Source organism: Sphingobium sp. JS3065, from assembly GCF_026427355.1.
Classification (GTDB): domain Bacteria; phylum Pseudomonadota; class Alphaproteobacteria; order Sphingomonadales; family Sphingomonadaceae; genus Sphingobium.
The window spans coordinates 2,892,508-2,912,500 of sequence record NZ_CP102664.1 but is presented as its reverse complement, the minus strand read 5'-3'; the positions used below and the strand labels follow the sequence as shown (position 1 = coordinate 2,912,500).

Annotated in this window: 24 protein-coding genes (1 of these 24 cut by a window edge); 15 read left to right on the top strand and 9 right to left on the bottom strand. The window is 65.9% G+C overall.

The window, feature by feature from the left end:
- Positions 1–106: the end of a lipopolysaccharide biosynthesis protein gene (locus tag NUH86_RS14265; protein ID WP_267250112.1), read on the top strand. Its footprint begins 1,382 nt before the window's first position; 106 of the gene's 1,488 nt are visible here — the last part of the coding sequence; its start codon lies beyond the left edge, outside the window; the stop codon is at positions 104–106.
- A 6-nt stretch (positions 107–112) separates the two neighbouring features.
- On the opposite strand, the gene NUH86_RS14260 is transcribed toward NUH86_RS14265, so the two are convergent.
- Positions 113–541, bottom strand: a complete 429-nt coding sequence (locus tag NUH86_RS14260) for a CBS domain-containing protein (RefSeq protein WP_267250111.1) — start codon at positions 539–541, stop codon at positions 113–115.
- Positions 542–615: 74 nt separating this feature from the next.
- Here NUH86_RS14260 and NUH86_RS14255 point away from each other — a divergent pair, with 74 nt between their 5' ends.
- Both NUH86_RS14255 and NUH86_RS14250 read left to right on the top strand, forming a co-directional pair.
- On the top strand, positions 616–915 hold the full coding sequence (locus tag NUH86_RS14255; protein WP_267250110.1) for a hypothetical protein: 300 nt from the start codon (positions 616–618) through the stop codon (positions 913–915).
- Positions 908–1,285: an acyl-CoA thioesterase gene (locus NUH86_RS14250; protein ID WP_267250109.1), complete on the top strand. Its 378-nt coding sequence runs from the start codon at positions 908–910 to the stop codon at positions 1,283–1,285. The genes NUH86_RS14255 and NUH86_RS14250 overlap by 8 nt, the downstream gene beginning before the upstream one ends.
- 100 nt (positions 1,286–1,385) lie before the next feature.
- Here the strand turns inward: NUH86_RS14250 and NUH86_RS14245 are convergent, their stop codons facing one another.
- The 4 genes from NUH86_RS14245 to hisS form a co-directional block, all read right to left on the bottom strand.
- Positions 1,386–2,168: a DUF4167 domain-containing protein gene (locus NUH86_RS14245; protein ID WP_267250108.1), complete on the bottom strand. Its 783-nt coding sequence runs from the start codon at positions 2,166–2,168 to the stop codon at positions 1,386–1,388.
- A gap of 319 nt (positions 2,169–2,487) precedes the next feature.
- Positions 2,488–3,318, bottom strand: a complete 831-nt coding sequence (gene prmC, locus NUH86_RS14240) for a peptide chain release factor N(5)-glutamine methyltransferase (protein WP_267250107.1) — start codon at positions 3,316–3,318, stop codon at positions 2,488–2,490.
- Between the two features lie 79 nt (positions 3,319–3,397).
- The gene (prfA, locus tag NUH86_RS14235; protein ID WP_416365329.1) at positions 3,398–4,489 is read right to left on the bottom strand and encodes a peptide chain release factor 1; all 1,092 of its coding nucleotides are present in this window, start codon (positions 4,487–4,489) and stop codon (positions 3,398–3,400) included.
- A complete protein-coding gene (gene hisS / locus NUH86_RS14230; RefSeq protein ID WP_267250106.1) occupies positions 4,489–5,766 on the bottom strand; it encodes a histidine--tRNA ligase in 1,278 nt (425 codons plus the stop codon). Before hisS ends, prfA begins: the two co-directional genes overlap by 1 nt.
- A gap of 142 nt (positions 5,767–5,908) precedes the next feature.
- Between hisS and NUH86_RS14225 the strand changes: the two genes are divergently transcribed.
- Both NUH86_RS14225 and ppa read left to right on the top strand, forming a co-directional pair.
- Complete coding sequence (locus NUH86_RS14225) at positions 5,909–7,828, top strand: M61 family metallopeptidase (RefSeq protein WP_267250105.1); 1,920 nt, start codon at positions 5,909–5,911, stop codon at positions 7,826–7,828.
- Positions 7,829–7,869: 41 nt separating this feature from the next.
- Entirely contained in the window at positions 7,870–8,403 is a 534-nt protein-coding gene (gene ppa / locus NUH86_RS14220) for an inorganic diphosphatase (RefSeq protein WP_267250104.1), read from the top strand.
- A gap of 225 nt (positions 8,404–8,628) precedes the next feature.
- Here the strand turns inward: ppa and NUH86_RS14215 are convergent, their stop codons facing one another.
- Positions 8,629–8,991 carry a response regulator gene (locus tag NUH86_RS14215; RefSeq protein ID WP_267250103.1) on the bottom strand — a complete coding sequence of 121 codons (363 nt, stop codon included), beginning with the start codon at positions 8,989–8,991 and terminating at the stop codon, positions 8,629–8,631.
- 77 nt (positions 8,992–9,068) lie between these two features.
- On the opposite strand from NUH86_RS14215, the gene NUH86_RS14210 reads away from it, so the two are divergent.
- From NUH86_RS14210 to NUH86_RS14170, 9 genes are all read left to right on the top strand, one after another.
- Positions 9,069–9,365: a DUF3572 domain-containing protein gene (locus tag NUH86_RS14210; RefSeq protein ID WP_267250102.1), complete on the top strand. Its 297-nt coding sequence runs from the start codon at positions 9,069–9,071 to the stop codon at positions 9,363–9,365.
- Complete coding sequence (locus NUH86_RS14205) at positions 9,362–10,033, top strand: HAD family hydrolase (RefSeq protein ID WP_267250101.1); 672 nt, start codon at positions 9,362–9,364, stop codon at positions 10,031–10,033. Before NUH86_RS14210 ends, NUH86_RS14205 begins: the two co-directional genes overlap by 4 nt.
- On the top strand, positions 10,030–10,491 hold the full coding sequence (locus NUH86_RS14200; RefSeq protein WP_267250100.1) for a RidA family protein: 462 nt from the start codon (positions 10,030–10,032) through the stop codon (positions 10,489–10,491). Before NUH86_RS14205 ends, NUH86_RS14200 begins: the two co-directional genes overlap by 4 nt.
- On the top strand, positions 10,475–11,200 hold the full coding sequence (locus NUH86_RS14195; RefSeq protein WP_267250099.1) for a glycerophosphodiester phosphodiesterase family protein: 726 nt from the start codon (positions 10,475–10,477) through the stop codon (positions 11,198–11,200). The genes NUH86_RS14200 and NUH86_RS14195 overlap by 17 nt, the downstream gene beginning before the upstream one ends.
- Positions 11,193–12,338, top strand: a complete 1,146-nt coding sequence (locus NUH86_RS14190) for a GNAT family N-acetyltransferase (RefSeq protein WP_267250098.1) — start codon at positions 11,193–11,195, stop codon at positions 12,336–12,338. Before NUH86_RS14195 ends, NUH86_RS14190 begins: the two co-directional genes overlap by 8 nt.
- Before the next feature lie 421 nt (positions 12,339–12,759).
- The gene (locus NUH86_RS14185) at positions 12,760–14,049 is read left to right on the top strand and encodes an RsmB/NOP family class I SAM-dependent RNA methyltransferase (protein ID WP_267250097.1); all 1,290 of its coding nucleotides are present in this window, start codon (positions 12,760–12,762) and stop codon (positions 14,047–14,049) included.
- A gap of 44 nt (positions 14,050–14,093) precedes the next feature.
- Positions 14,094–14,579 carry a diguanylate cyclase gene (locus NUH86_RS14180; RefSeq protein WP_267250096.1) on the top strand — a complete coding sequence of 162 codons (486 nt, stop codon included), beginning with the start codon at positions 14,094–14,096 and terminating at the stop codon, positions 14,577–14,579.
- Between the two features lie 89 nt (positions 14,580–14,668).
- Positions 14,669–15,331 (top strand): ribulose-phosphate 3-epimerase, encoded by a 663-nt coding sequence (rpe, locus tag NUH86_RS14175; protein ID WP_267250095.1) that lies wholly within the window; start codon positions 14,669–14,671, stop codon positions 15,329–15,331.
- On the top strand, positions 15,328–17,094 hold the full coding sequence (locus tag NUH86_RS14170; protein ID WP_267250094.1) for a heparinase II/III family protein: 1,767 nt from the start codon (positions 15,328–15,330) through the stop codon (positions 17,092–17,094). The genes rpe and NUH86_RS14170 overlap by 4 nt, the downstream gene beginning before the upstream one ends.
- A 91-nt stretch (positions 17,095–17,185) precedes the next feature.
- On the opposite strand, the gene NUH86_RS14165 is transcribed toward NUH86_RS14170, so the two are convergent.
- From NUH86_RS14165 to NUH86_RS14155, 3 genes are all read right to left on the bottom strand, one after another.
- Positions 17,186–18,085, bottom strand: a complete 900-nt coding sequence (locus NUH86_RS14165; protein WP_267250093.1) for a UTP--glucose-1-phosphate uridylyltransferase — start codon at positions 18,083–18,085, stop codon at positions 17,186–17,188.
- Between the two features lie 84 nt (positions 18,086–18,169).
- On the bottom strand, positions 18,170–18,598 hold the full coding sequence (locus NUH86_RS14160) for a hypothetical protein (RefSeq protein ID WP_267252149.1): 429 nt from the start codon (positions 18,596–18,598) through the stop codon (positions 18,170–18,172).
- Between the two features lie 198 nt (positions 18,599–18,796).
- Complete coding sequence (locus NUH86_RS14155) at positions 18,797–18,970, bottom strand: DUF1674 domain-containing protein (protein ID WP_267250092.1); 174 nt, start codon at positions 18,968–18,970, stop codon at positions 18,797–18,799.
- A 105-nt stretch (positions 18,971–19,075) separates the two neighbouring features.
- Here NUH86_RS14155 and htpX point away from each other — a divergent pair, with 105 nt between their 5' ends.
- A complete protein-coding gene (gene htpX / locus NUH86_RS14150) occupies positions 19,076–19,963 on the top strand; it encodes a zinc metalloprotease HtpX (protein WP_267250091.1) in 888 nt (295 codons plus the stop codon).
- The last annotated feature ends 30 nt before the right edge of the window (positions 19,964–19,993 follow it).

The window sequence follows — 19,993 nt, the reverse complement described above, 5'->3', positions numbered from 1 at the left end:
CGCCCTCGTCTTTCTGGCCGCACTGACGCTGTGCGCGCGCGGGACGCTGATGGAACTGGTCGCGCTGATCGTGCGGCGAGCGCCGCCGGTGCAGGCGCCCGCCTGAAACGGATCAGGCCGTCTGGATATAGTCGCGCAGGGAGGCCGCCTCCGATTCGATGCTGTCGATGCGGAACTTCACAAGGTCGCCGATCGATACCAGCCCGACCAGCGCGCCGTCGACCACGACGGGCAAGTGCCGAATGCGCCGCTTCGTCATCAGCGACAGGCAGTGGATGACGGGCGTCCGTTCATCCGTGGTGATGGCCGGGGCGGTCATGATCTCGCCCACCGGGCGTTCCAGCACCGCCGCGCCTTCCCGCGCCACGCGATAGACCAGGTCGCGTTCGGAGAAGATGCCGACCACCTTGCCGTCGTCCACCACCGGCACGCAGCCGATCCGCCGCTGGGCCAGCAATTGCACCACGGAAAGGACCGTGTCGCTCGATTGCGCCTGGACGACATCCTGTCCCTTGCGTTGCAAAATCACCGCGATCGTCATGATCCATCTCCCTCCCTGTCGACCAAATGCCTCAGTCCCTTGATGATCCCACTTTCACACCCCAAAGGAAAGGGATGACGCGCAAACAAGCCCTCGATGATCCGGAGATCGCAAGAACCGCCTGGCGGCGATTCCGCCGCATCATGGGATGGATGGCGCTGGGCGGCGCGCTGTGCGTGGGGGCGGCGTTGCTGTTCCTGCGCTGGTGGGCGGGGCCGATGCCGATCCACATGGTCATCGCGACCATATTGGGAGTCTGGTTGACCTTCATGCTGGGGACGGGTCTGATGGCGCTGGCATTTCTGTCCAGCGGGACCGGACATGACGAACAGATTCTGGACAGGATGAAAGACGAGGTTTCCACAGATGACTGAACAAAGGAGCGAAGTGGTGTTGCGGGTGGTGCCGCACATCACGGACATCAACGCCAACGGGCATATCTTCGGCGGCTGGGTGCTCAGCCAGATGGATATAGCGGGCGGCATCGTCGCCACGCGGATCGCGCAGGGGCCGGTCGCGACGGTGGCGATCGAAAGCATGACATTCATCGCCCCGATCCTGCTGGGCGATATCGTGTCGGTCTATGCCCATGAGGAGCGGCGGGGACGGTCGTCGGTCGCCATCCGGATCGATGTCGTCGCGACGCGGGGGCGGCAAGCCACGAAGGTCGAACTGACAAGCGGCCTGTTCACCTTCGTCGCCCTGGACGAAAAGCACCGGCCGCGTCCCCTGCCCACCGCCTGATCGCTCGGCGGCGCTGCCGAAGGCATGAAAAAGGGGACGGCGCGATGGCGCTGTCCCCCTTTTTTTTCACGCTCATCCCGCCATCGGGGCGGGTGGAGCCTTATTCGGCGGCTTCGGCCGCGGGCCGGGCGCGGCGGGTGCGCTTGCGCGGCGCTTCCGCGACAGGTTCGGCATCATTGTCGGCGCGCCCGATCGAGGGCGGAAGCACGGCGAGGTCCAGGCCGCGCTGTTCCCCCTCGTCCGTCGCCGCCGCCTTGCGCGGACGGCCGCGGCGGGCGCGAGGCTCCGCTTCGGTCTGCGGTTCCGGGGCGACCGGTTCGGCGGCCATCTGGGGCCGGGCCTGTTCCATGCCTTCCTCGGCCACCATTTCGTCTACCGGACGTTCCCGGCGGCGGTCGCTGCGATCATTCCGCTCGTTGCGATCGTTGCGGTCGCGCCGGTTGCGGTCGTTTCGACCCTCGCGATAATCGCGCGGCTCGTCGCGGCGGCGTTCGAAGTCCTGGGCGCGGTCGGGCGCTTGATCGACGCGAACATCCTCGCCGCCTTCATCGCCGGCGTAGAAATCGTCGAAATTCTCATCGAAATTCTCATCGCGGGGACGGAAGCGCTGTTGCTGCTCCTCCTGCCGGGCGCGGTTGTCGGCCAGGACACGGAAATAATGGTCGGCGAATTGCAGATAATATTCCGCATTCACCCGATCACCCGCCATCTGGGAATCGCGCGCCATATTCCTGTATTTTTCAAGGAGCTGGGCCGCATTGCCGCGTGCGCGGTTGTCGATCCGGTTGCCGTTGTCACCACCGCCCCGGTTGCCACCATTGGGACGTCCGCCATTATTGTTCCGGCCGCGATTCCGGCGGCCGGCCTGCCTGTTGTTGATCAAGAGCTGATCCTTGCGTTCACTTTGCCATCATTCACTGAAAACACCGTTCAGTCGCCATCCTTCAACACGGCCTGACCATCAGGGCCGGATAAGGCTCCGCCGGGCAGAGACCGAGCGATCGGTCTATGCCCTTGACCTGCCAGAGGCGCCTGCGCAGCAGCGCCGTCGTGACTTTGAAGGAGCGGGAAAACGGCCTTTTCTCGGCTACGCCCCACAGAGCAAATCCTCAGGATAGTGCCGTCCCTAAGCCCCATGTAGTGGCTTCCAGGGCATAAACCAAGCAATTTTAGCTTGTGCAGGCGCAAATCCGTTCATCCGGTCAAATGGGGGGAACCGGCGTTGCGACCAAACAGCGGTCATGCCCCGCCAGATCCCGGCGCGCCGCAACGCTAAGTCCTTGATCGGCAAGCAGGGCGGAGACGGAAAGGCGCTGGTCATAGCCGATCTCCATCGCGGCCATGCCGCCGGGCGACAACAGGCGCGGCAGCATGGGGGCGATGCGGCGATAATCGTCCAGCCCCTCCGCTCCAGCGAATAGGGCGCCGCCGGGTTCATGGAGGACATCGCCCGAAAGCGGGACGTCGCGGGCGATATAGGGCGGGTTGATGAGGATCAGGTCGAAGGGGCCGTCCAGCCCTTCCGCCCAGTCGCCGAGCCGGAAACCGGCGCGTTCGCCAAGGCCCAGGCGATCGGCATTGCCCTGCGCCACGGCAAGGGCGGCGGGGGAAATATCCACCCCCGTCCCTTTCGCCAGCGGCCATTGGCTGAGCGCGGCGAGCAGCAGCGCGCCGGAACCGGTGCCGAGATCGAGTATATGGGCGGGCCCCTTCGCGCCGAAATGGTCGAGGGCAGCCTCGATCAGCGTTTCGCTGTCCGGGCGGGGAATGAGGACGTCGGGCGTGACATGCAGGCTGATCGTCCAGAAATCGCGGGTGCCGGTGATATAGGCGATGGGTTCGCCGGTCAGGCGGCGTTCGATGAGGCTTTCGAAACCCGGCGGGACGCTGAGGTCGCGCTGGCGCATCAGCAGGTCGTTGCGGTCGATCTGGAGCGCGTGGGCAAGGAGCAGTTCCGCGTCGAGGCGCGGGGTGGCGCTGACAGGGGCCAGGCGTTCGGTGGCGGCGCGGAGGGTTTCGGGGATTGTGGTCATATTTTCCCGTTCCGCTGGCTCGCTTCGCTCGCTACCCACCCCCGGCCCCTCCCCGGAAGGGAGGGGAGGAAGGGAAGGGTCACGCCACGCCGTCCAGTTGGGCCAGGCGGGCGGCTTCGTCCTCCGCCACCAGCGCGTCGATGACTTCGGACAGGCCGGTCCCCTCCAATATTTCGGGCAGGCGGTGCAGCGTCAGGTTGATGCGGTGGTCCGTCACCCGGCCCTGCGGGAAATTATAGGTACGGATGCGCTCCGACCGGTCGCCCGATCCGACCATCGCCTTGCGCGCCCCGGCCTGTTCGCTCTGGGCGCGCTCGCGTTCCACTTCGTAGATGCGGGCGCGCAGCACCTGCATCGCCTTCGCCTTGTTCTTGTGCTGGGATCGCTCATCCTGCTGCGTCACCACGATGCCGGAAGGAAGGTGCGTGATGCGCACGGCGGAATCGGTGGTGTTGACATGCTGCCCGCCAGCACCCGAAGCGCGGTAGATGTCGATCTTGAGGTCGCCGTCGGCGATCTGGACGTCGACCTCCTCCGGTTCCGGCAGCACCGCGACGGTCGCCGCCGATGTGTGGATGCGCCCGCCGCTTTCAGTGACGGGGACGCGCTGGACGCGGTGGACGCCGCTTTCGAACTTCAGCTTGGCGAAGACGCCGACCCCGGTGACGCTGGCGACGACTTCCTTGAAACCGCCCACTTCGGATGCGTTGGCGGAGAGGAGTTCCATCTTCCAGCCCTGCGCGTCGGCATAGCGCTGATACATGCGGAACAGGTCACCCGCGAACAGGGCGGCTTCGTCGCCGCCCGTGCCCGCCCGGATTTCCAGCATGGCCGGGCGGGCGTCGGCGGCGTCCCTGGGCAGCAATTGCAGCGCGAGGGCGCGTTCGGCGTCGGGCAACTGACTCTTGATCAGTTGCATTTCCTCCTGCGCCATTTCGCGCATCAGCGGATCGGAGTCCGCATCCTCGCCGCCCGCCATAAATTCCAGCGCGCTCAGTTCCTGGCGGAGACGGCGGACCTCATGGGCGGCCTTCGCCACCGGCTCGATCTCCGCATATTCTTTCGACAGCCGCACAAACTCCTCCGGCGCGAGGTCGGCGCGCGTCATCGACGCCTGCACCTCGTCCCGGCGCGCCTCGATCTGCGCGATGCGTTCGGCGGAGATGTGCATCAGAGGGCCGTCAGCTTCCCGATCAATGCATCCAGGGCGACGGCTTCCTGCTCGCCCGTGCCGAGATTGCGGACAGCCGCCTCGCCCCGCGCCAGTTCATCGTCGCCCAGGATCACCGCCCAGGCCGCACCCGAAGCATTGGCCCGCTGCATCCGCTTCTTCATATTGCCGCGATAGCCCATGTCGCAGGCGACACCGGCACGGCGCAGATCGGCAACGATGCCAGTCGCCTTGACCTCGGCCGCTTCGCCCATGGGGATGACGGCAACGGTGGGGCCAGAAATCTCCGGCGAATCCACCAGCATCGCCAGCCGCTCGATCCCCGCCGCCCAGCCGACCGCCGGGGTGGAGGGGCCGCCGAGATTCTCGATCAGCCCGTCATAGCGCCCGCCGCCCAATACCGTGCCCTGCGCGCCGAGGCGGTCGGTGATGAACTCGAACGCGGTGTGGCGGTAATAATCCAGACCGCGCACCAACCGGGCATTGCGTTCCCACGCCACGCCCGCCGCGTCGAGGCCCGCCGTCACCTTTTCGAAGAAGCTGCGCGCTTCGTCGGTCAGATAGGCGTCGATGTCCGGCGCGCTGTCCGCCACCGGGCGGTCGCGGGGATCCTTGCTGTCCAGGATGCGCAGCGGGTTGCGGTGCAGGCGGTCGATACTCTCTTCCGACAATTCGCCGCGATGCGCCTCGAAATGAGCGATCAGCGCGGCGCGCCAGGCTTCGCGGCTTGCCGCGTCGCCCAGCGTGTTGAGGTTGAGCGTCACGCCCTCCGACACGCCCAACTCGCGCAGCAACTGGTCGGCCAGCACCAGCAATTCCACGTCCGCGCCCGGCTCGCCCGCGCCGATGATTTCGGCGTCGAGTTGGTGGAACTGGCGGAAACGGCCCTTTTGCGGGCGTTCGTAACGGAAGAGCGGACCGTGGGTCGCGACTTTCAGCGGCGCATATTGCTGCCAGCCTTCGGTGATATAGGCGCGGGATATGCCCGCCGTGAATTCCGGGCGCAGGGTGATGCTGTCGCCGCCGCGATCCTCGAACGTGTACATTTCCTTCGAAACGACGTCCGTGCTTTCGCCCAGCGAGCGGGCGAACACCGCCGTCGATTCGAAGACGGGCACCTCCACCCGCTGGAACCCGTAGAGCTTCCGCACCCTCTCGAAAGTCGCGACGACATGCGCGAAGCGTTCCTGGAACGCTTCGGCGGTGCCGCCCAGCATATCCTGCGTGCCGCGCACAGCATTGGGGGTCTTTGGACGCGGCGTTTCTGTCTTGGCCATGGGGCAGCGCCTTTAACGATAAAGATGGATCAAGGAAACGCGCTTTTTCATTGTAAAATAGTTGGGGGTGGACGCGGCCGTTTCAGGTCGCCATTCTGCTATTATACGGTCGTTCGACCGCAAAGCATTTTCGGAGACGTTCATGATCCGCAGCCTTGCTGCCGCCTTATTCCTTTCCACGGCCATTTCGGGACCGCTGATCGCGCAGGATGCGATCCGGTCCAGGCCCACCGCGCTGGCGGTCGACAATGCCGCGCCCATGCCGAGGGATGCCCCCTATCCCGGCGGAACGATCCGGCTGGAGGTCGACGCCACCGATACGGTGCAGCGCATCTTCCGCGTGAAGGAAACCATTCCCGTCGCCGCCGCCGGGCCGATGACCCTGCTGATGCCGCAATGGCTGCCGGGCAATCATGCGCCGCGTGGGGCGATAGAGAAGCTGACCGGCCTCAGCTTCACCGCCGACGGCAAGCCGCTGGCGTGGAAGCGCGATCCGCTCAACGTCTATGGGTTCGTGATCGACGTGCCGCAGGGGACGAAGCAGGTCGTCGCGACCTTCCAGTTCCTCTCCGCCACACAGCCCAATCAGGGCCGCGTGGTGGTGACGCCCAAGATGCTGAACATCCAGTGGGAATCGGTGTCGCTCTATCCGGCGGGCTATTATACGCGCCAGATTCCGATCCAGGCGACCGTCACCTATCCCGACGGCTGGCAGGCGGCGACGGCTTTGCGGGGGAAGAAGACGGGATCGACCGTCGCCTATGAGACGACCGATTATGAAGCCTTGCAGGATTCGCCGGTGTTCGCGGGGCTTTATTTCAAGCCGGTCGACCTTGGCCATAATGTGACGCTCAACATCGTCGCGGACGATGCCGACGAGCTGGACGCCAAGCCGGACCAGATCGCGAAGCACAAGAAGCTGGTCGACGAAGCGGGCGCGCTGTTCGGTTCCTATCATTTCGATCATTATGACTTCCTGTTCGCCATCACCGACGAGATGGGCGGCATCGGGCTGGAACATCACCGTTCTTCGGAAAATCAGGTCGAGCCGGGCTATTTCAAGAAATGGGGCGATGGCGACGCGCTGCTGGACCGCAACCTGCTGCCGCATGAATTCACCCATAGCTGGGACGGCAAGTTCCGCCGCCCGGACCTGCTTTGGACGCCCGATTTCAACGTGCCGATGCAGGATAATCTGCTCTGGGTCTATGAGGGGCAGACGCAATTCTGGGGCTATGTGCTGGGCGCGCGGTCGGGACTGTTTTCCAAACAGGAGACGTTGGACGCCTATGCCCATATCGCCGCCAAGCTGGACACGGCGCGGGGGCGCGAATGGCGGCCGATGGAGGATACGACCCACGACCCCATCATCTCCGCCCGGCGGCCCAAGGGCTGGTCTAGCTGGCAGCGGTCGGAGGATTATTATAATGAAGGGCTGATGATCTGGCTGGAGGCGGATGCGATCATCCGCCAGCAGAGCAAGGGCGCGAAGGGGCTGGACGATTTCGCGCAGGCATTTTTCGGCATCAATCCCGGCGATTGGGGGCAGGTCGTCTATAATCGCGGGGACGTGATCAGGACGCTGAACGGCATCGCGCCCTATGACTGGGCGGGCTTCTTCCAGAAATATGTGGACGGCACGACGAAGGAGACGCCCAAGGGCGGCTTCGCGCTGGGCGGCTACAAGCTGGTCTATGGCGACACGTCTGGCGCCATCACCAAGGCGGCGGAAGGATCAGGCAAATTCACCGACCAGAGCTTCGGCATCGGCCTGATCGTCAAGAATGACGGCGAGATTTCGAACGTCGTCTGGGACAGCCCAGCGTTCAAGGCGGGGCTGGCCATCGGATCGAAGATCGTCGCGATCAATGGCGACGAATATTCCGGCGAAGTGTTCAAGGCGGCGATCAGGTCCGGAAAGCCGCTCCAGATCATAGTGAAGCAGGACAAATATTATCGCACTTTGAGCCTCGCTTATTCCGGCGGCCTGCGCTATCCGCGCCTCGAAAAAATGGGAGAGGGTGAAGGCAGCCTGGACCGGCTGCTGAAACCGAAAACATAATCACCCACGAAGAGCAACGCGTTTACAAAGGCTTGAAGTCCATGAATATCGAACTGATTCCGGTCGGCGACGATCCGCCCAACAGCCTGAATGTCATCATCGAGGTTCCGGTCGGCGGCGAGCCCGTCAAATATGAGTTCGACAAGGCGTCGGGCGCGCTGTTCGTGGACCGCATCCTGCACACGCCGATGCGCTATCCGGCCAATTACGGCTTCGTGCCGCACACGCTGTCGCCCGACGGCGATCCGCTGGACGCGCTGGTGATCGCGCGCTCGCCCTTCGTGCCCGGTTCGGTCGTGCGCGCCCGTCCCATCGCCGTGCTGAACCTGGAAGACGAAGCCGGCGGCGACGAGAAGCTGGTCTGCGTGCCCGACAATAAGACTTTCCCTTATTATCACAATGTGGATGAGAAGGACGACCTGCCCGGCATCGTGATGGAGCAGATCGAGCATTTCTTCACCCACTATAAGGATCTGGAAAAGCAGAAGTGGGTGCGCATCGGCACCTGGGGCGGCGCGGAAGACGCCAAGCGCATCACCCTGGAGGCGATCGAGCGTTACAAGGCGAACAAGTAAGGCTGGTTGAGATGGTGAAAAGGGCCGCGTGGATATCCGCGTGGCCCTTTTTTTGTGCGGTTGGGGTGAGATTATCCTGTTCCTCCCCATCGGGAGATGGGGAGGGGACCGACCGAAGGCTGGTGGAGGGGAAAAGGCACGACCTGCGAAATTTCCCCTCCACCACTCGCTGCGCGAGCGGTCCCCCTCCCCATGCTTCGCATAGGGAGGATTTGGTGAGGGGGATTATAGCAGCGCGTTCACCTGCTCCACGAAGCGCAGCACCGAAATCGGCTTGGACACATAGGCCTGCGCCCCCGCCTCCCTTATCCGTTCCTCGTCGCCATGCCCGGCATAGGCGGTGACGGCCATGATCGGCACCGACGCCAATTGCGCGTCCGCCTTCAGGGACACGATCAGGTCCAGCCCGCTGATATGCGGCAGGTGGATGTCGGTGATCACCAGGTCCGGATGGAAGTCCCGCGCCTGCGCCAGCATGTCGCGCCCATCGCGCAGCGGCAGCACTTCACGCCCGTGCGCGCGCAGCAGGTCGCAAAAAAGTTTGAGATTGAGTTCGTTGTCCTCGACAACGAGCACGCGCTTTGCCACCACTCACCCGCGTTTGGAGAAATCCGCAACCATCATGGAAGCGCGCTTCCTAAGCCCGCCCCTTTCCGAGATCAATCATGCGTCCCGACATTAACCATGGCAAGCAACATAGTCCACGCGATACGCGAGAGCCATCCGTGCTGGCGCTGATGGCCCTCGCCTGGACGCTGGCGGACGACCGGCGGGCCGACCGGCTGCTGGCGCTGACCGGGCTGGACGCCGATGCATTGCGGGCAGGCGTGGACGATCCGGCGATATTGGGCGCGGTGCTGGCCTTCCTGGCCGATCATGAGCCGGACCTGATCGCCTGCGCCGAAAGCATCGACAGCACGGCGCAAGCCCTGATTGCCGCCAAGGAGTCCCTCATCGCATGAACCGCCCGTTGATCATCACCGATTGCGACGAAGTGCTGCTGCACATGGTCGTCCCTTTCCGGGAGTGGCTGGAGGAAAGCCATGATATCCATTTCGACATGCGGGACCGCGGCTTTGGCGAGGCGCTGCGCCACAAGGACAGCGGCCAGCCGGTGGAGCGCGCGCTGGTCTGGGAATTGCTGCTGGGCTTTTTCGAGACGCAGATGCATCGGCAGAAACCCATAGCCGGGGCGGTGGAAGCGATGGGCCGCCTCAGCCGGATCGCGGACATCGTCGTCCTGACCAACATCACCGAGCGGCATCACCGGCAGCGCGAGGAGCAACTGGCGACCCATGGCCTGCATATGCCGGTGCACTGGAACCAGGGCGGCAAGGGCGAGCCGCTGGCCGCCATACTGGCGGAGCGCCAGCCCGGCATCGCCCTGTTCATCGACGATCTGGGGCAGCATCATGCCTCCGTCGCGGAGCATGCGCCCCATGTCTGGCGTCTGCATATGGTGGGCGAGCCGGAGATTGCCGACAAGATTTCCGCAGCCCCCGACGCCCATGCGCGGATCGATGACTGGGCCGCCGCCGAAGCCTGGATCGCCGCCCGGCTGGCCGAGGGGCCAGCACCCGATATTTCGGCGCCTGAAACCATTTCGACCATCCATGGAGCATCCACATGAGCATCGAAGCCCGCCTTGCCGAATTGGGCATCGCCCTGCCCGCCGCCGCCGCGCCGGTGGCCGCCTATGTCGCGGCGGTGGAGGCGAACGGCCTGCTGCATATTTCCGGGCAAATCTCCCTGTCCGACGGCCAGTTGATGACGGGCCGCCTGGGCGAGGACCGCGACCTGGACTATGGCGTCAAGGCGGCGCGGGCCTGCGGCCTGAACCTGATCGCCCAGATGAAGGCGGCGCTGGGCAGCCTGGACCGGGTCGAACGGATCGTGAAGCTGGGCGCCTTCATCAGCAGCACGCCCGAATTCACCGACCAGCCCAAGGTCGCCAACGGCGCGTCCGAACTGATGGTGGAGGTCTTCGGCGACGCGGGCAAGCATGCCCGCAGCGCCGTGGGCGTGCCGGTGCTGCCGCTGGGCGCGGTGGTCGAGATCGACGCGATCGTCCTTGTCCGCCCGGCCTGACGCCTTTCCCTTCCTGACCGAGCGGCCCTTCGCCCATCGCGGGCTGCACGGGGGCCGGGTCAGCGAAAACGGCATGGCGGCCTTCACCGCCGCCATCGCCGGCGGTTTCGGCATCGAATGCGATGTCCGGCTCAGCCGCGACGGGGTCGCCATCGTCTTCCACGATGCTTCGCTGGAACGCATGACCGGGGAGAGCGGTGCGGTTGCCGACCATGATGCTGCCGCCATCGACCGGCTGATGCTGCCCGACGGCGGCGGCGTTCCGCGCCTGCGCGCCTTGCTCGACCTGTGCGGGACGGATATTCCCCTGCTTGTCGAGATCAAGGTCGACGGACGGCATGTCGCCCCGATCTGCGCGGCGGTCGCCGACGACCTGGCGCGGCGGCCCAAGACGCTGGCGGCGGTCATGTCCTTCAATCCCGTGGCGATGCGCTGGTTCAGGCGCCATCGGCCCATGGTCGCTTGCGGGCTGGTCGTCACCGGACAAGACAGGCGCGGCTGGCGCGGCGCAATGGGGCGCGCCCTTGCACTTTGGGCGGCGAAACCCGATTTCATCGCCTGTGATATTCGCGACCTGCCCTCACCCCTGTCCATCCGTGCCCGCCGGAGGGGCATGCCCGTGCTGACATGGACCGTGCGCGGCGAGGAGGAGCGCGCCCGCGCCGCGCTGCACGCGGACCAGATCATCTTCGAGCGGTCGCATGACTGAGTGCGTGGCGCGCCTGGCCCAAAGCGTGGCCGAATTGCCGCGCGATGAGTGGGACACCTGCGCCGGGAGCGCCAATCCCTTCATGAGCTGGGATTTCCTGGCCGCGCTGGAACGATCAGGCAGCGTCGGCGGCCATAGCGGATGGCAACCCCTTCCCCTGGTGATCGACGGACCGGATGGGCGGATCGCCGCCGCCGCGCCGCTGTACGGCAAGACCCACAGCCAGGGCGAATATGTGTTCGACCATGGCTGGGCCGACGCCTGGGAACGGGCGGGCGGCCAATATTATCCGAAAATCCAGATCGCCTCGCCCTTTTCCCCCGTGCCCGGACCCCGGCTGCTGCTGCGCGACGATGGGCTGGCCCCGGCGCTGGTCGCGGGGATAGAGGCTGTGGTCGAGCAGAACGGACTTTCCTCCGCCCATGCGACCTTCGTCGCGCCGGAACAGGTGCCGCTGTTCGAGGCGGCGGGCTGGCTGATCCGGGAGGATAGCCAGTTCCACTGGACCAATCGCGGCTATGGCGATTTCAGCGACTTCCTGGCCGACCTGTCGAGCGCCAAGCGCAAGAATATCCGCAAGGAACGCGAACGCGCCGTCGAGGGGCTGGAGATCATCCATCTGACCGGCGCGGCGCTGACCGAGGCGCATTGGGACATTTTCTGGACCTTCTACCAGGACACCGGCTCGCGCAAATGGGGGCGGCCCTATCTGACCCGCGCCTTCTTCTCCATGTTGGGGCAGGACATGGCCGACCGGGTCATGCTGGTGCTGGCCCTGCGTGAAGGGCAGCCTATCGCGGGGGCGCTCAACCTGATCGGCGCGGACACGCTTTACGGGCGCTATTGGGGCTGTACCGAGGACGTGCCCAACCTGCATTTCGAGCTATGCTATTATCAGGCGATCGACATCGCCATCGCCCGGGGGCTGAACCGGGTGGAGGCAGGCGCCCAGGGGGGCCACAAGCTGGCGCGGGGCTATGTGCCGGAACCGACCTTTTCCGCGCATTTCATCCCCAATGCCAGCTTCCGCCGGGCCATAGCCGATTTTCTGGAGGCCGAGCGGCAGGGCGTGCGGAGGGATCGGCTCTGGCTGACGGAGAGGACGCCCTTCCGCAAGGGCGAGGCGCGGTTGGGTTGAGGCCGGGGCGCGTGTGCGGCTTGGGTTCGAATGGGTGGAGAGCGGGCGTTCCAAATCCCTCTCCCTTGAGGGTCGGCCAGAGGCACGTGACTCTGGCCGAGGTTGCGCAGACTTGGCAGCTTGCTGCCTTAGTCGTAGCTGGGTGAGGGGAGCGAACAGGTCGATCATGCCCCCGGCATGATCTAAGGGCTGCGGGGCAGCCCTTACCTGTTCGCTCGATCCTGCGGATCGCGCGGGCCAAAGGCCCGCTCCCCCTCATCCAACTGCGCCTAGGCTCCTTCGTCGCCGAGGCTCCGTATCCTTCTCCCTCAAGGGAGAAGGAATGTCTTGGATTGGTCATAATCCAACCGCCACACCCCGACCTGACGCCCATGAACCGAACAAAGGTTACTTTCGCCCCATTTTGCCGTAGGCGCTCCCCATGCCTCGCCCATCCCGCCAAGAAGACGTCCCCGGCCTCCCCGCCCGCCGTGCAGCGCTCCGCCTGCTCGATGCCGTGCTGCGCCGGGGCGACCCGCTCGAACTCGCGCTGCACGGCGCGGCCCAGGGGCTACCCCCGGCCGACCGCGCCCTTGTCCACGCCATCGCCGCCGAAACGCTGCGCCACCTGCCCGATCTGGACGCCCTGATCGACAGCGCCACGCGCCAGCCGCTGCCCCATGACGCCAAGGCCCGCATGGTCCTGCGCATCGCGCTGATCCAGACCATCGCACTCGGCACCGCCCCCCATGCCGCCATCGCCACCGCCCTGCCGCTGGTCGACGGCGGCCCGCGCAAGCTGGTCCATGGCGTGTTCGGCACCCTGACCCGCGCGAACCCGACCCTTCCCTCTCCCCCCACCCTTCCGCCCGAAGTCGCCGCCCGCTGGGCCGGCCAATGGGGCGAGGCGATGCCAGAGGCCGCCGCGCAGGCCTATGCCCAACGCCCGCCCGTCGACCTCAGCCTGCGCGACGCCAGCGAAACCGCGCATTGGGCCGAACAACTCAGCGCCCGCAGCCTCGCCCCCGGCCATGTCCGCCTGCCCGAAGGCGCCAATATCCCCGACCTGCCCGGCTTCGGCGAAGGCGCCTGGTGGGTGCAGGACATCGCCGCCTCCATCCCCGCCCGCCTGCTCGGCAAGGGGGATGGCCGCCGCGTCCTGGACCTGTGCGCCGCGCCGGGCGGCAAGACGATGCAGCTCGCCGCCGCCGGATGGCGCGTCGCCGCCGTCGACCAGTCGAAAAAGCGCCTCGAACGGCTTGGCGAAAATCTCGGCCGAACCGGTCTTTCCGCAGAGATCGTCCAGGCCGATCTTCGCACATGGACGCCGGACAGCCCCGCCGACGCCATCCTGCTGGACGCGCCCTGCACCGCCACCGGCATCTACCGCCGCCACCCGGACGTGCTCCACCGCATCGGCCCGCGCCAGATCGCGGAACTGGCCGAACTGCAGGCCGAACTGCTGGATCGCGCCGCCCCATGGCTGACGCCCGGCGGCACGTTGATCTACGCGACCTGCTCGCTCGAACAGGCGGAGGGCGAGGATCAGGTCGCCCGGTTCCTGAGCGCCCATCCCGATTTCGCGCCGCTCCCCGCCAATGCCGCCGAACTGCCCGAAGGCATCGCCCCGACCGCGCAGGGCTGGGTGCGCACCTTGCCCGAAACGCTGGCGGAACAGGGCGGCACGGACGGCTTTTTCGTTGCGCGGCTCGTGCGATCCACTAAGCCTTAACCACAGCGCCCTATGGTGCGGCGCCGCCCCAGGAAAGACTCGCCTTGCGACCTACCGAGCCTCTACCCCTGCATCATAGCTGGCCGCTCTACGCCCTGCGCGAGCATCTGGCGCCGGTGATGCTGGACGACCGGCTGGCCCGCGACGACCAGGCGCTGGCGGAGCGGGGCCTGGGCCTGTGGCACTGCGATCTGGCCGACGACAGTCTGAACTGGACCGACGGGGTCTATGACATATTCGGGCTGGAACGGGGCAGCGTCGTGCCCCGCGCCCTTGCCGTCTCGCTCTATGCGCCGGAAAGCGGCGCCGCGATGGAGCGGTTGCGCGCCTATGCCATCCGCCACCGGCGCGGCTTCACGCTGGACGTGGACATCCGCCAGGCGGACGGCGGCGAATGCGCCATGCGCCTGATCGCCGCCCCCATAGTGCAGCAAAATCAGGTGGTTGCCCTGCATGGCGTCAAGCAGTTCCTGCCCAGGGGTACCGGCCCGTCCAGGGGGCTGGACCCCACGCTGTTCATCCTGTCCTGACCGCCGCTGTCCACAGCCCGCAAAAGCCTGTGAATAACGTTAATAGGACGTTGCCCTGGCCACCGGCCAAGGCTAAGGCCGAAGGTCAAATGACCAGCCCTATCCTGATCTCGCCCTCCATCCTGTCCGCCGATTTCGCTCGCCTGGGCGAAGAGGTCCGCGCCATCGACGAAGCGGGCGCCGACTGGATTCACATCGATGTGATGGACGGCCATTTCGTGCCCAACATCACCATCGGTCCCGGCGTGGTGAAGGCGTTGCGCCCGCATACCAAGAAGACCTTCGACGTCCATCTGATGATCTCCCCCGTGGACCAGTATCTGAACGCCTTCGCCGAAGCGGGGGCGGACATATTGACCGTCCATCCCGAAGCCGGTCCCCACATCCACCGCTCCATCCAGCATATCAAGTCGCTGGGCGTGCAGGCGGGCGTGGTGCTGAACCCCGGCACCCCGGCGAAGATGCTGGATTATCTGATCGATGACGTCGACCTGATCCTGGTGATGAGCGTCAACCCCGGTTTCGGCGGCCAGAGCTTCATCAACAACCAGCTTCGCAAGATCGAGGCGATCCGCAAGATGATCGAGAAGTCGGGCCGCGACATCCGTTTGCAGGTCGATGGCGGCATCGATTTCACCACTGCTCCGCTCGCCATCGAGGCGGGCGCCGACGTGCTGGTGGCGGGCACAGCGACCTTCCGCGGCGGCCCGACCGCCTATGCCGGCAATATCCGGACGCTGCGCGGCGGGTGAGCGACCGCCGCCGCCTTTCCCCCCATTCCGTCCCCCAAGAGGCCGGACCCGGCCCGGAAGACGGAATCGAGCAGGGCAAGCGGCTCATCCGCATCGCGGATGACAAGGGGCTTTCGCTGGCCCAGCGCATCGCCAACCATTTCTATCTGCTCAGTTGGAAGACACCGATTCACGGCCGCCGGCTGAAGGGCAAATATCCACTCAAGCTGCTCGCCGTTCCGGACGACGAGATTCCCGGCAACGCCCATGCGGGCCAGGCGATCCGCGCCGGTTATTTCCTGTTCCGGGGCCTGAAACAGCCGCTGGGCAAGCTGGATTTCGCCAATCCGGGCCTGACGCCCGGCTTTAGCGATTATCTGCACGGCTTCCACTGGCTGCGCGACCTGGCCACCGTCGCCACCCGCGAACAGGCCGCGCCCCTGGCCGAGGGCGTGATGCGCAAATGGCTGGACGCCCATGCAGAGACGCCCAGCGAACCTGCCTGGCGCGCCGACAATGCGGGCTGGCGCCTGCTCTTCTGGTCGGCCCATGCGCCGCTGATCCTGTCGTCCAGCGACCTCGTCTACCGTTCGCTGGTGCTGAACTGCATAGCCCGCACCGCCCGCCATCTCGATAGGGGCGCGGACAAGGCGCCGATCGGCCTGCCCCGGCTCGTCGCCTGGGGCGGCATCGTCGCGGCGTCGATGCTGCTGCCCGGCGGCGCGGCGCGCAAGCTGTTCGGGGAAGCGGGCCTGAAACGCGCGCTCGACAGCGGTCTTCATGCCGATGGCGGCATCATCTCCCGCTCGCCGCTCGACCAGTTGGAAGCGATCATGCTGCTGACCATGGTGAGCGCGGTCTATGAGGTGCGCCGCGAACAGACACCCCCTTTCCTGAAGGACGCGCTGGCCAAGGCGGTTCCGGCGCTGCTGGGCCTGACCCATGGCGACGGCGGCCTTGGCAACTGGCAGGGCGCGGGCGCGATCGACCCCGCCACCATCGAAGCGGTCATCCGCGCCAGCCGGGTGCGTGCCCGCCCGCTGCGGCAGGCCAATGGCTGGGGCTATCAGCGCCTGGCGGCCGGGGGCACGGTGGTTCAGGTCGACGCCGCCCCGCCGCCCGTCGCGCAACTGGCCGATGCGGGCTGCGCCTCCACCGGCGCGATAGAGATCAGCGACGGCCAGCAGCGGCTGATCGTCAATTGCGGCGGCGCGGCGCTGGAAGGCGCGTGGATGCCCCGCGACCTGTCGCAGGGCCTGCGCACCACCGCCGCGCACAGCACGCTGGTGCTGGACGACAGCAATTCCACCGCGCTGCTGCCCGACGGGACATTGGGCAAGGGCGTGACGGAGGTTGAGATCAACCGTCAGGAAACCGAAAGCGGCAGCCGCCTCGACCTTTCGCATGACGGCTATGTCCGCCGCATGGGCTATGTCCACCGCCGCCTGCTGCTGATGAGCGGCGACGGCAAGGAAGTGCGGGGCGAGGATATGCTGACCCCCGCCGCCCGCCGCCGCAGGCCGGTGAAACTGCCCGTCCATCTTCGCTTCCATCTGGCCCCCGGCGTGGAACCCACCCCCACCGCGGACGGCATGGGCGCGTTGCTGCGCATCGACACGGGCGCGACCTGGCAATTCCGCGCCAATGCGGGAAAGCTGGCGATCGAGGAAAGCCTCTGGACCGATGCCGAAGGCCGCCCCCATGGCACGCGACAGTTGGTCGTCACGACCGAAGCGCTGCCCGGCGGATCTACGATCGGCTGGCTGTTCAAGAAGGTCGGCTGACGGCGGACGTTGGCCGGTTTTGGGTGGATTTCCGTCGTTCCCCCTCCCGCAGGCGGGAGGGGAATATCTTGGTTTGGCCAAAAGCCAGCGCTCAGGCTGCGGCGGCGATGTCGCTGACGCCCAGTTCCGCCAGCGCGAACTTCCGGATATGTTCGCCCAGATCTTCCCGGCCCAGCGCCAGCGCCAGATTCGCCTCGATATAGCCCGCCTTGGACCCGCAATCGAACCGCCGCCCGTCGAAGGTCACGCCGTGGAAAGGCTGCGTCCCGATCATCGACGCCATGGCGTCGGTAAGCTGAATCTCCCCGCCCGCGCCCTTTTCCTGCGTCTCCAGGATTTTCATCACTTCCGGTTGAAGGATGTAGCGGCCCGGCAGGATCAGGTTGGACGGCGCCGTACCCGGAGCCGGCTTTTCCACCAACCCCTTCACCTCGGTCAGCGCGCCGTCGCGCTTGCCCGGATCGATCACGCCATAGCTCGGCGTGTCCGCCATCGGCACTTCCAGCGCGCAGACCAGGTTGCCGCCGACCCGCTCATAGGCGTCGACCATCTGCTTCAGGCAACCGCTTCCGGGCTTGCCCTTCATGAATTCGTCGGGCAGCAGGATCGCGAACGGTTCATCGCCCACGATGTCGCGCGCGCACCAGATGGCATGGCCCAGGCCCAGCGGTTCCTGTTGGCGCAGGAACACCGCGTTACCGGGCAGCAGGCGCGTGCCGTCCAACGCCGACAGGTCCTTGCCCCGCTCGCGCTGGGTGGCCTCGGCCTCGAACGCCATGTCGAAATAATCCTCGATCGCGCCCTTGCCGCGACCGGTGACGAAGATCATCTGCTCGATCCCCGCCTCCCGCGCTTCGTCCACCGCATATTGGATCAGCGGGCGGTCCACGACCGGCAGCAATTCCTTGGGCACCGATTTGGTCGCCGGAAGGAAGCGCGTGCCAAGACCCGCGACAGGGAAAACGGCTTTGCGAATCGGTTTGTAGGACATGAGGCTCCTGTTTTTCGCTAGGCGCGCGGAAAGGCTTCGCTCTCCGCCGCGTAAAGATCAAGCATGGAAGATGGCTTACCCCGTTCAGACGGCCAGCAGGCGCTGCGCCACCCCTTCGAGGGAGTCGATCTCCGCTTCGAGTTGTTCAAGCGAGACATGCGTCTGGTTATTCCGCGCATCGCGGCACGTAAAGCCGCCGGGCGCGGGCTGCTGAAAGCCGCCGACGATGAGCGACCGGAACCGGTCGATCCTCTGCATGTCGCGCTCGATATTCGATATTTCCATCAACGCGCCGGCATTGCGCCGGTCGCGCATCGACACCATGGTCCGCAATTCGGTCATCAGCTTCGTCATCCCCGGACGAGTCCGGGCGCCCACGGTCCGCACATCCCCCATGGCTTCCCGCATCGTCGCGATTTTTGCCTCCAGGCTCTGTTCCAGCATCGTCCAGGCACAGACCAGACGACCCACTGCACACAGAAGCGCCGCATCCTCCGGCGCGTAATCCGACACTGATCTGGGATTGACCTCAGCAACCACGTTCACTTCATCCGCGCCCCGGTATATTCCTGCTTTCCGCTCGAACGGAACCTGCCCGTTTTGCAGCGCAAAAGGCTAGGGGTGCGGGGCGGGGCCGCTCGCAGCAGCGGCACAGGCCATCGCCAACTGTGCCCAAACAGCGATGAGCCGTTGATGCGCCTTGCGGCCGGATCAAAAATCGATAGCGATTCCCTTGCGTTCCCAGTCGCCATAGCGAACCGGGCTCAATTCCTCCTTATGGGCGGAGGGCTGGTCGATCGGGTCGGGCTGCGGCACCGGCGGGCTTTTCGACAGGTGCGCGGGCGGCTTCACATGCGCGGGGCGCTTGCCGTTGAAGGTTCCCATCGATCCATCCTTTCGATTGCGGGCGCGTCATCGCCACCCCATATTCAGGGCCACCCCATATTCGGAGTCAGGCCGCTATCTGGGCCGCAAAGGAGATTTACGCAAGTGAGTGGTTTTCGCACGGTGATGCTGTTGTCGGCGCTGACGGCGCTGTTCATGGCATTGGGCTATACGCTGGGCGGCAGCGGCGGGGCGGTGATCGCGCTGCTGGTCGCGGCGGGCATGAACCTGTTCACCTTCTGGAACGCCGACAGGATCGTGCTGTCGATGCACCATGCGCGGGAAGTGGACGCGGCCAGCGCGCCGGAATATTACAATCTGGTCGCGGAACTGGCCCGGCGCGCCGGACTTCCCATGCCGCGCGTCTACCTGATCGACGAGCCGCACCCCAACGCCTTCGCCACGGGCCGCGATCCGGAACATGCCGCCGTCGCCGCCACCACCGGGCTGCTTTCGATGCTGAGCCGGGATGAAGTGGCGGGCGTGATGGCGCATGAACTGGGCCATGTGCGCAACCGCGACACGCTGATCATGACGATGGTCGCGACCATCGCTGGCGCGATCTCCATGCTCGCCAATTTCGGGCTGTTCTTTCGCGGCGGCGACAATGAGAACGGCCATGGCAATATCGCCGCGACCCTGCTGGCGGTGATCGTCGCGCCCTTCGCCGCGATGATCGTGCAGATGGCGATCAGCCGGACCCGCGAATATGGCGCGGACAAGGCGGGCGCGGAAATCAGCGGCAATCCCCGCGCCCTCGCCTCCGCCCTCGCCAAGATTTCCGGCCGGGCGGAAACCATCCCCAACCCGGTGGCAGCGCGCAATCCCGCCGCCGCCCAGCTCTACATCGTACCGGTGCATGTGAGCGAACTTTTCTCCACCCACCCGGCGACGGAAAAGCGGATCGCCGCGCTGGAGGACATGGCGCGCAGCACGCCCGCCACCCCCCGGACGCGCAGGTCCAGCGCCCTCGATCCCCTTCGCCGCGATTAGCAGGCCTGCCGCCTAGAGCGATTTCCAGTC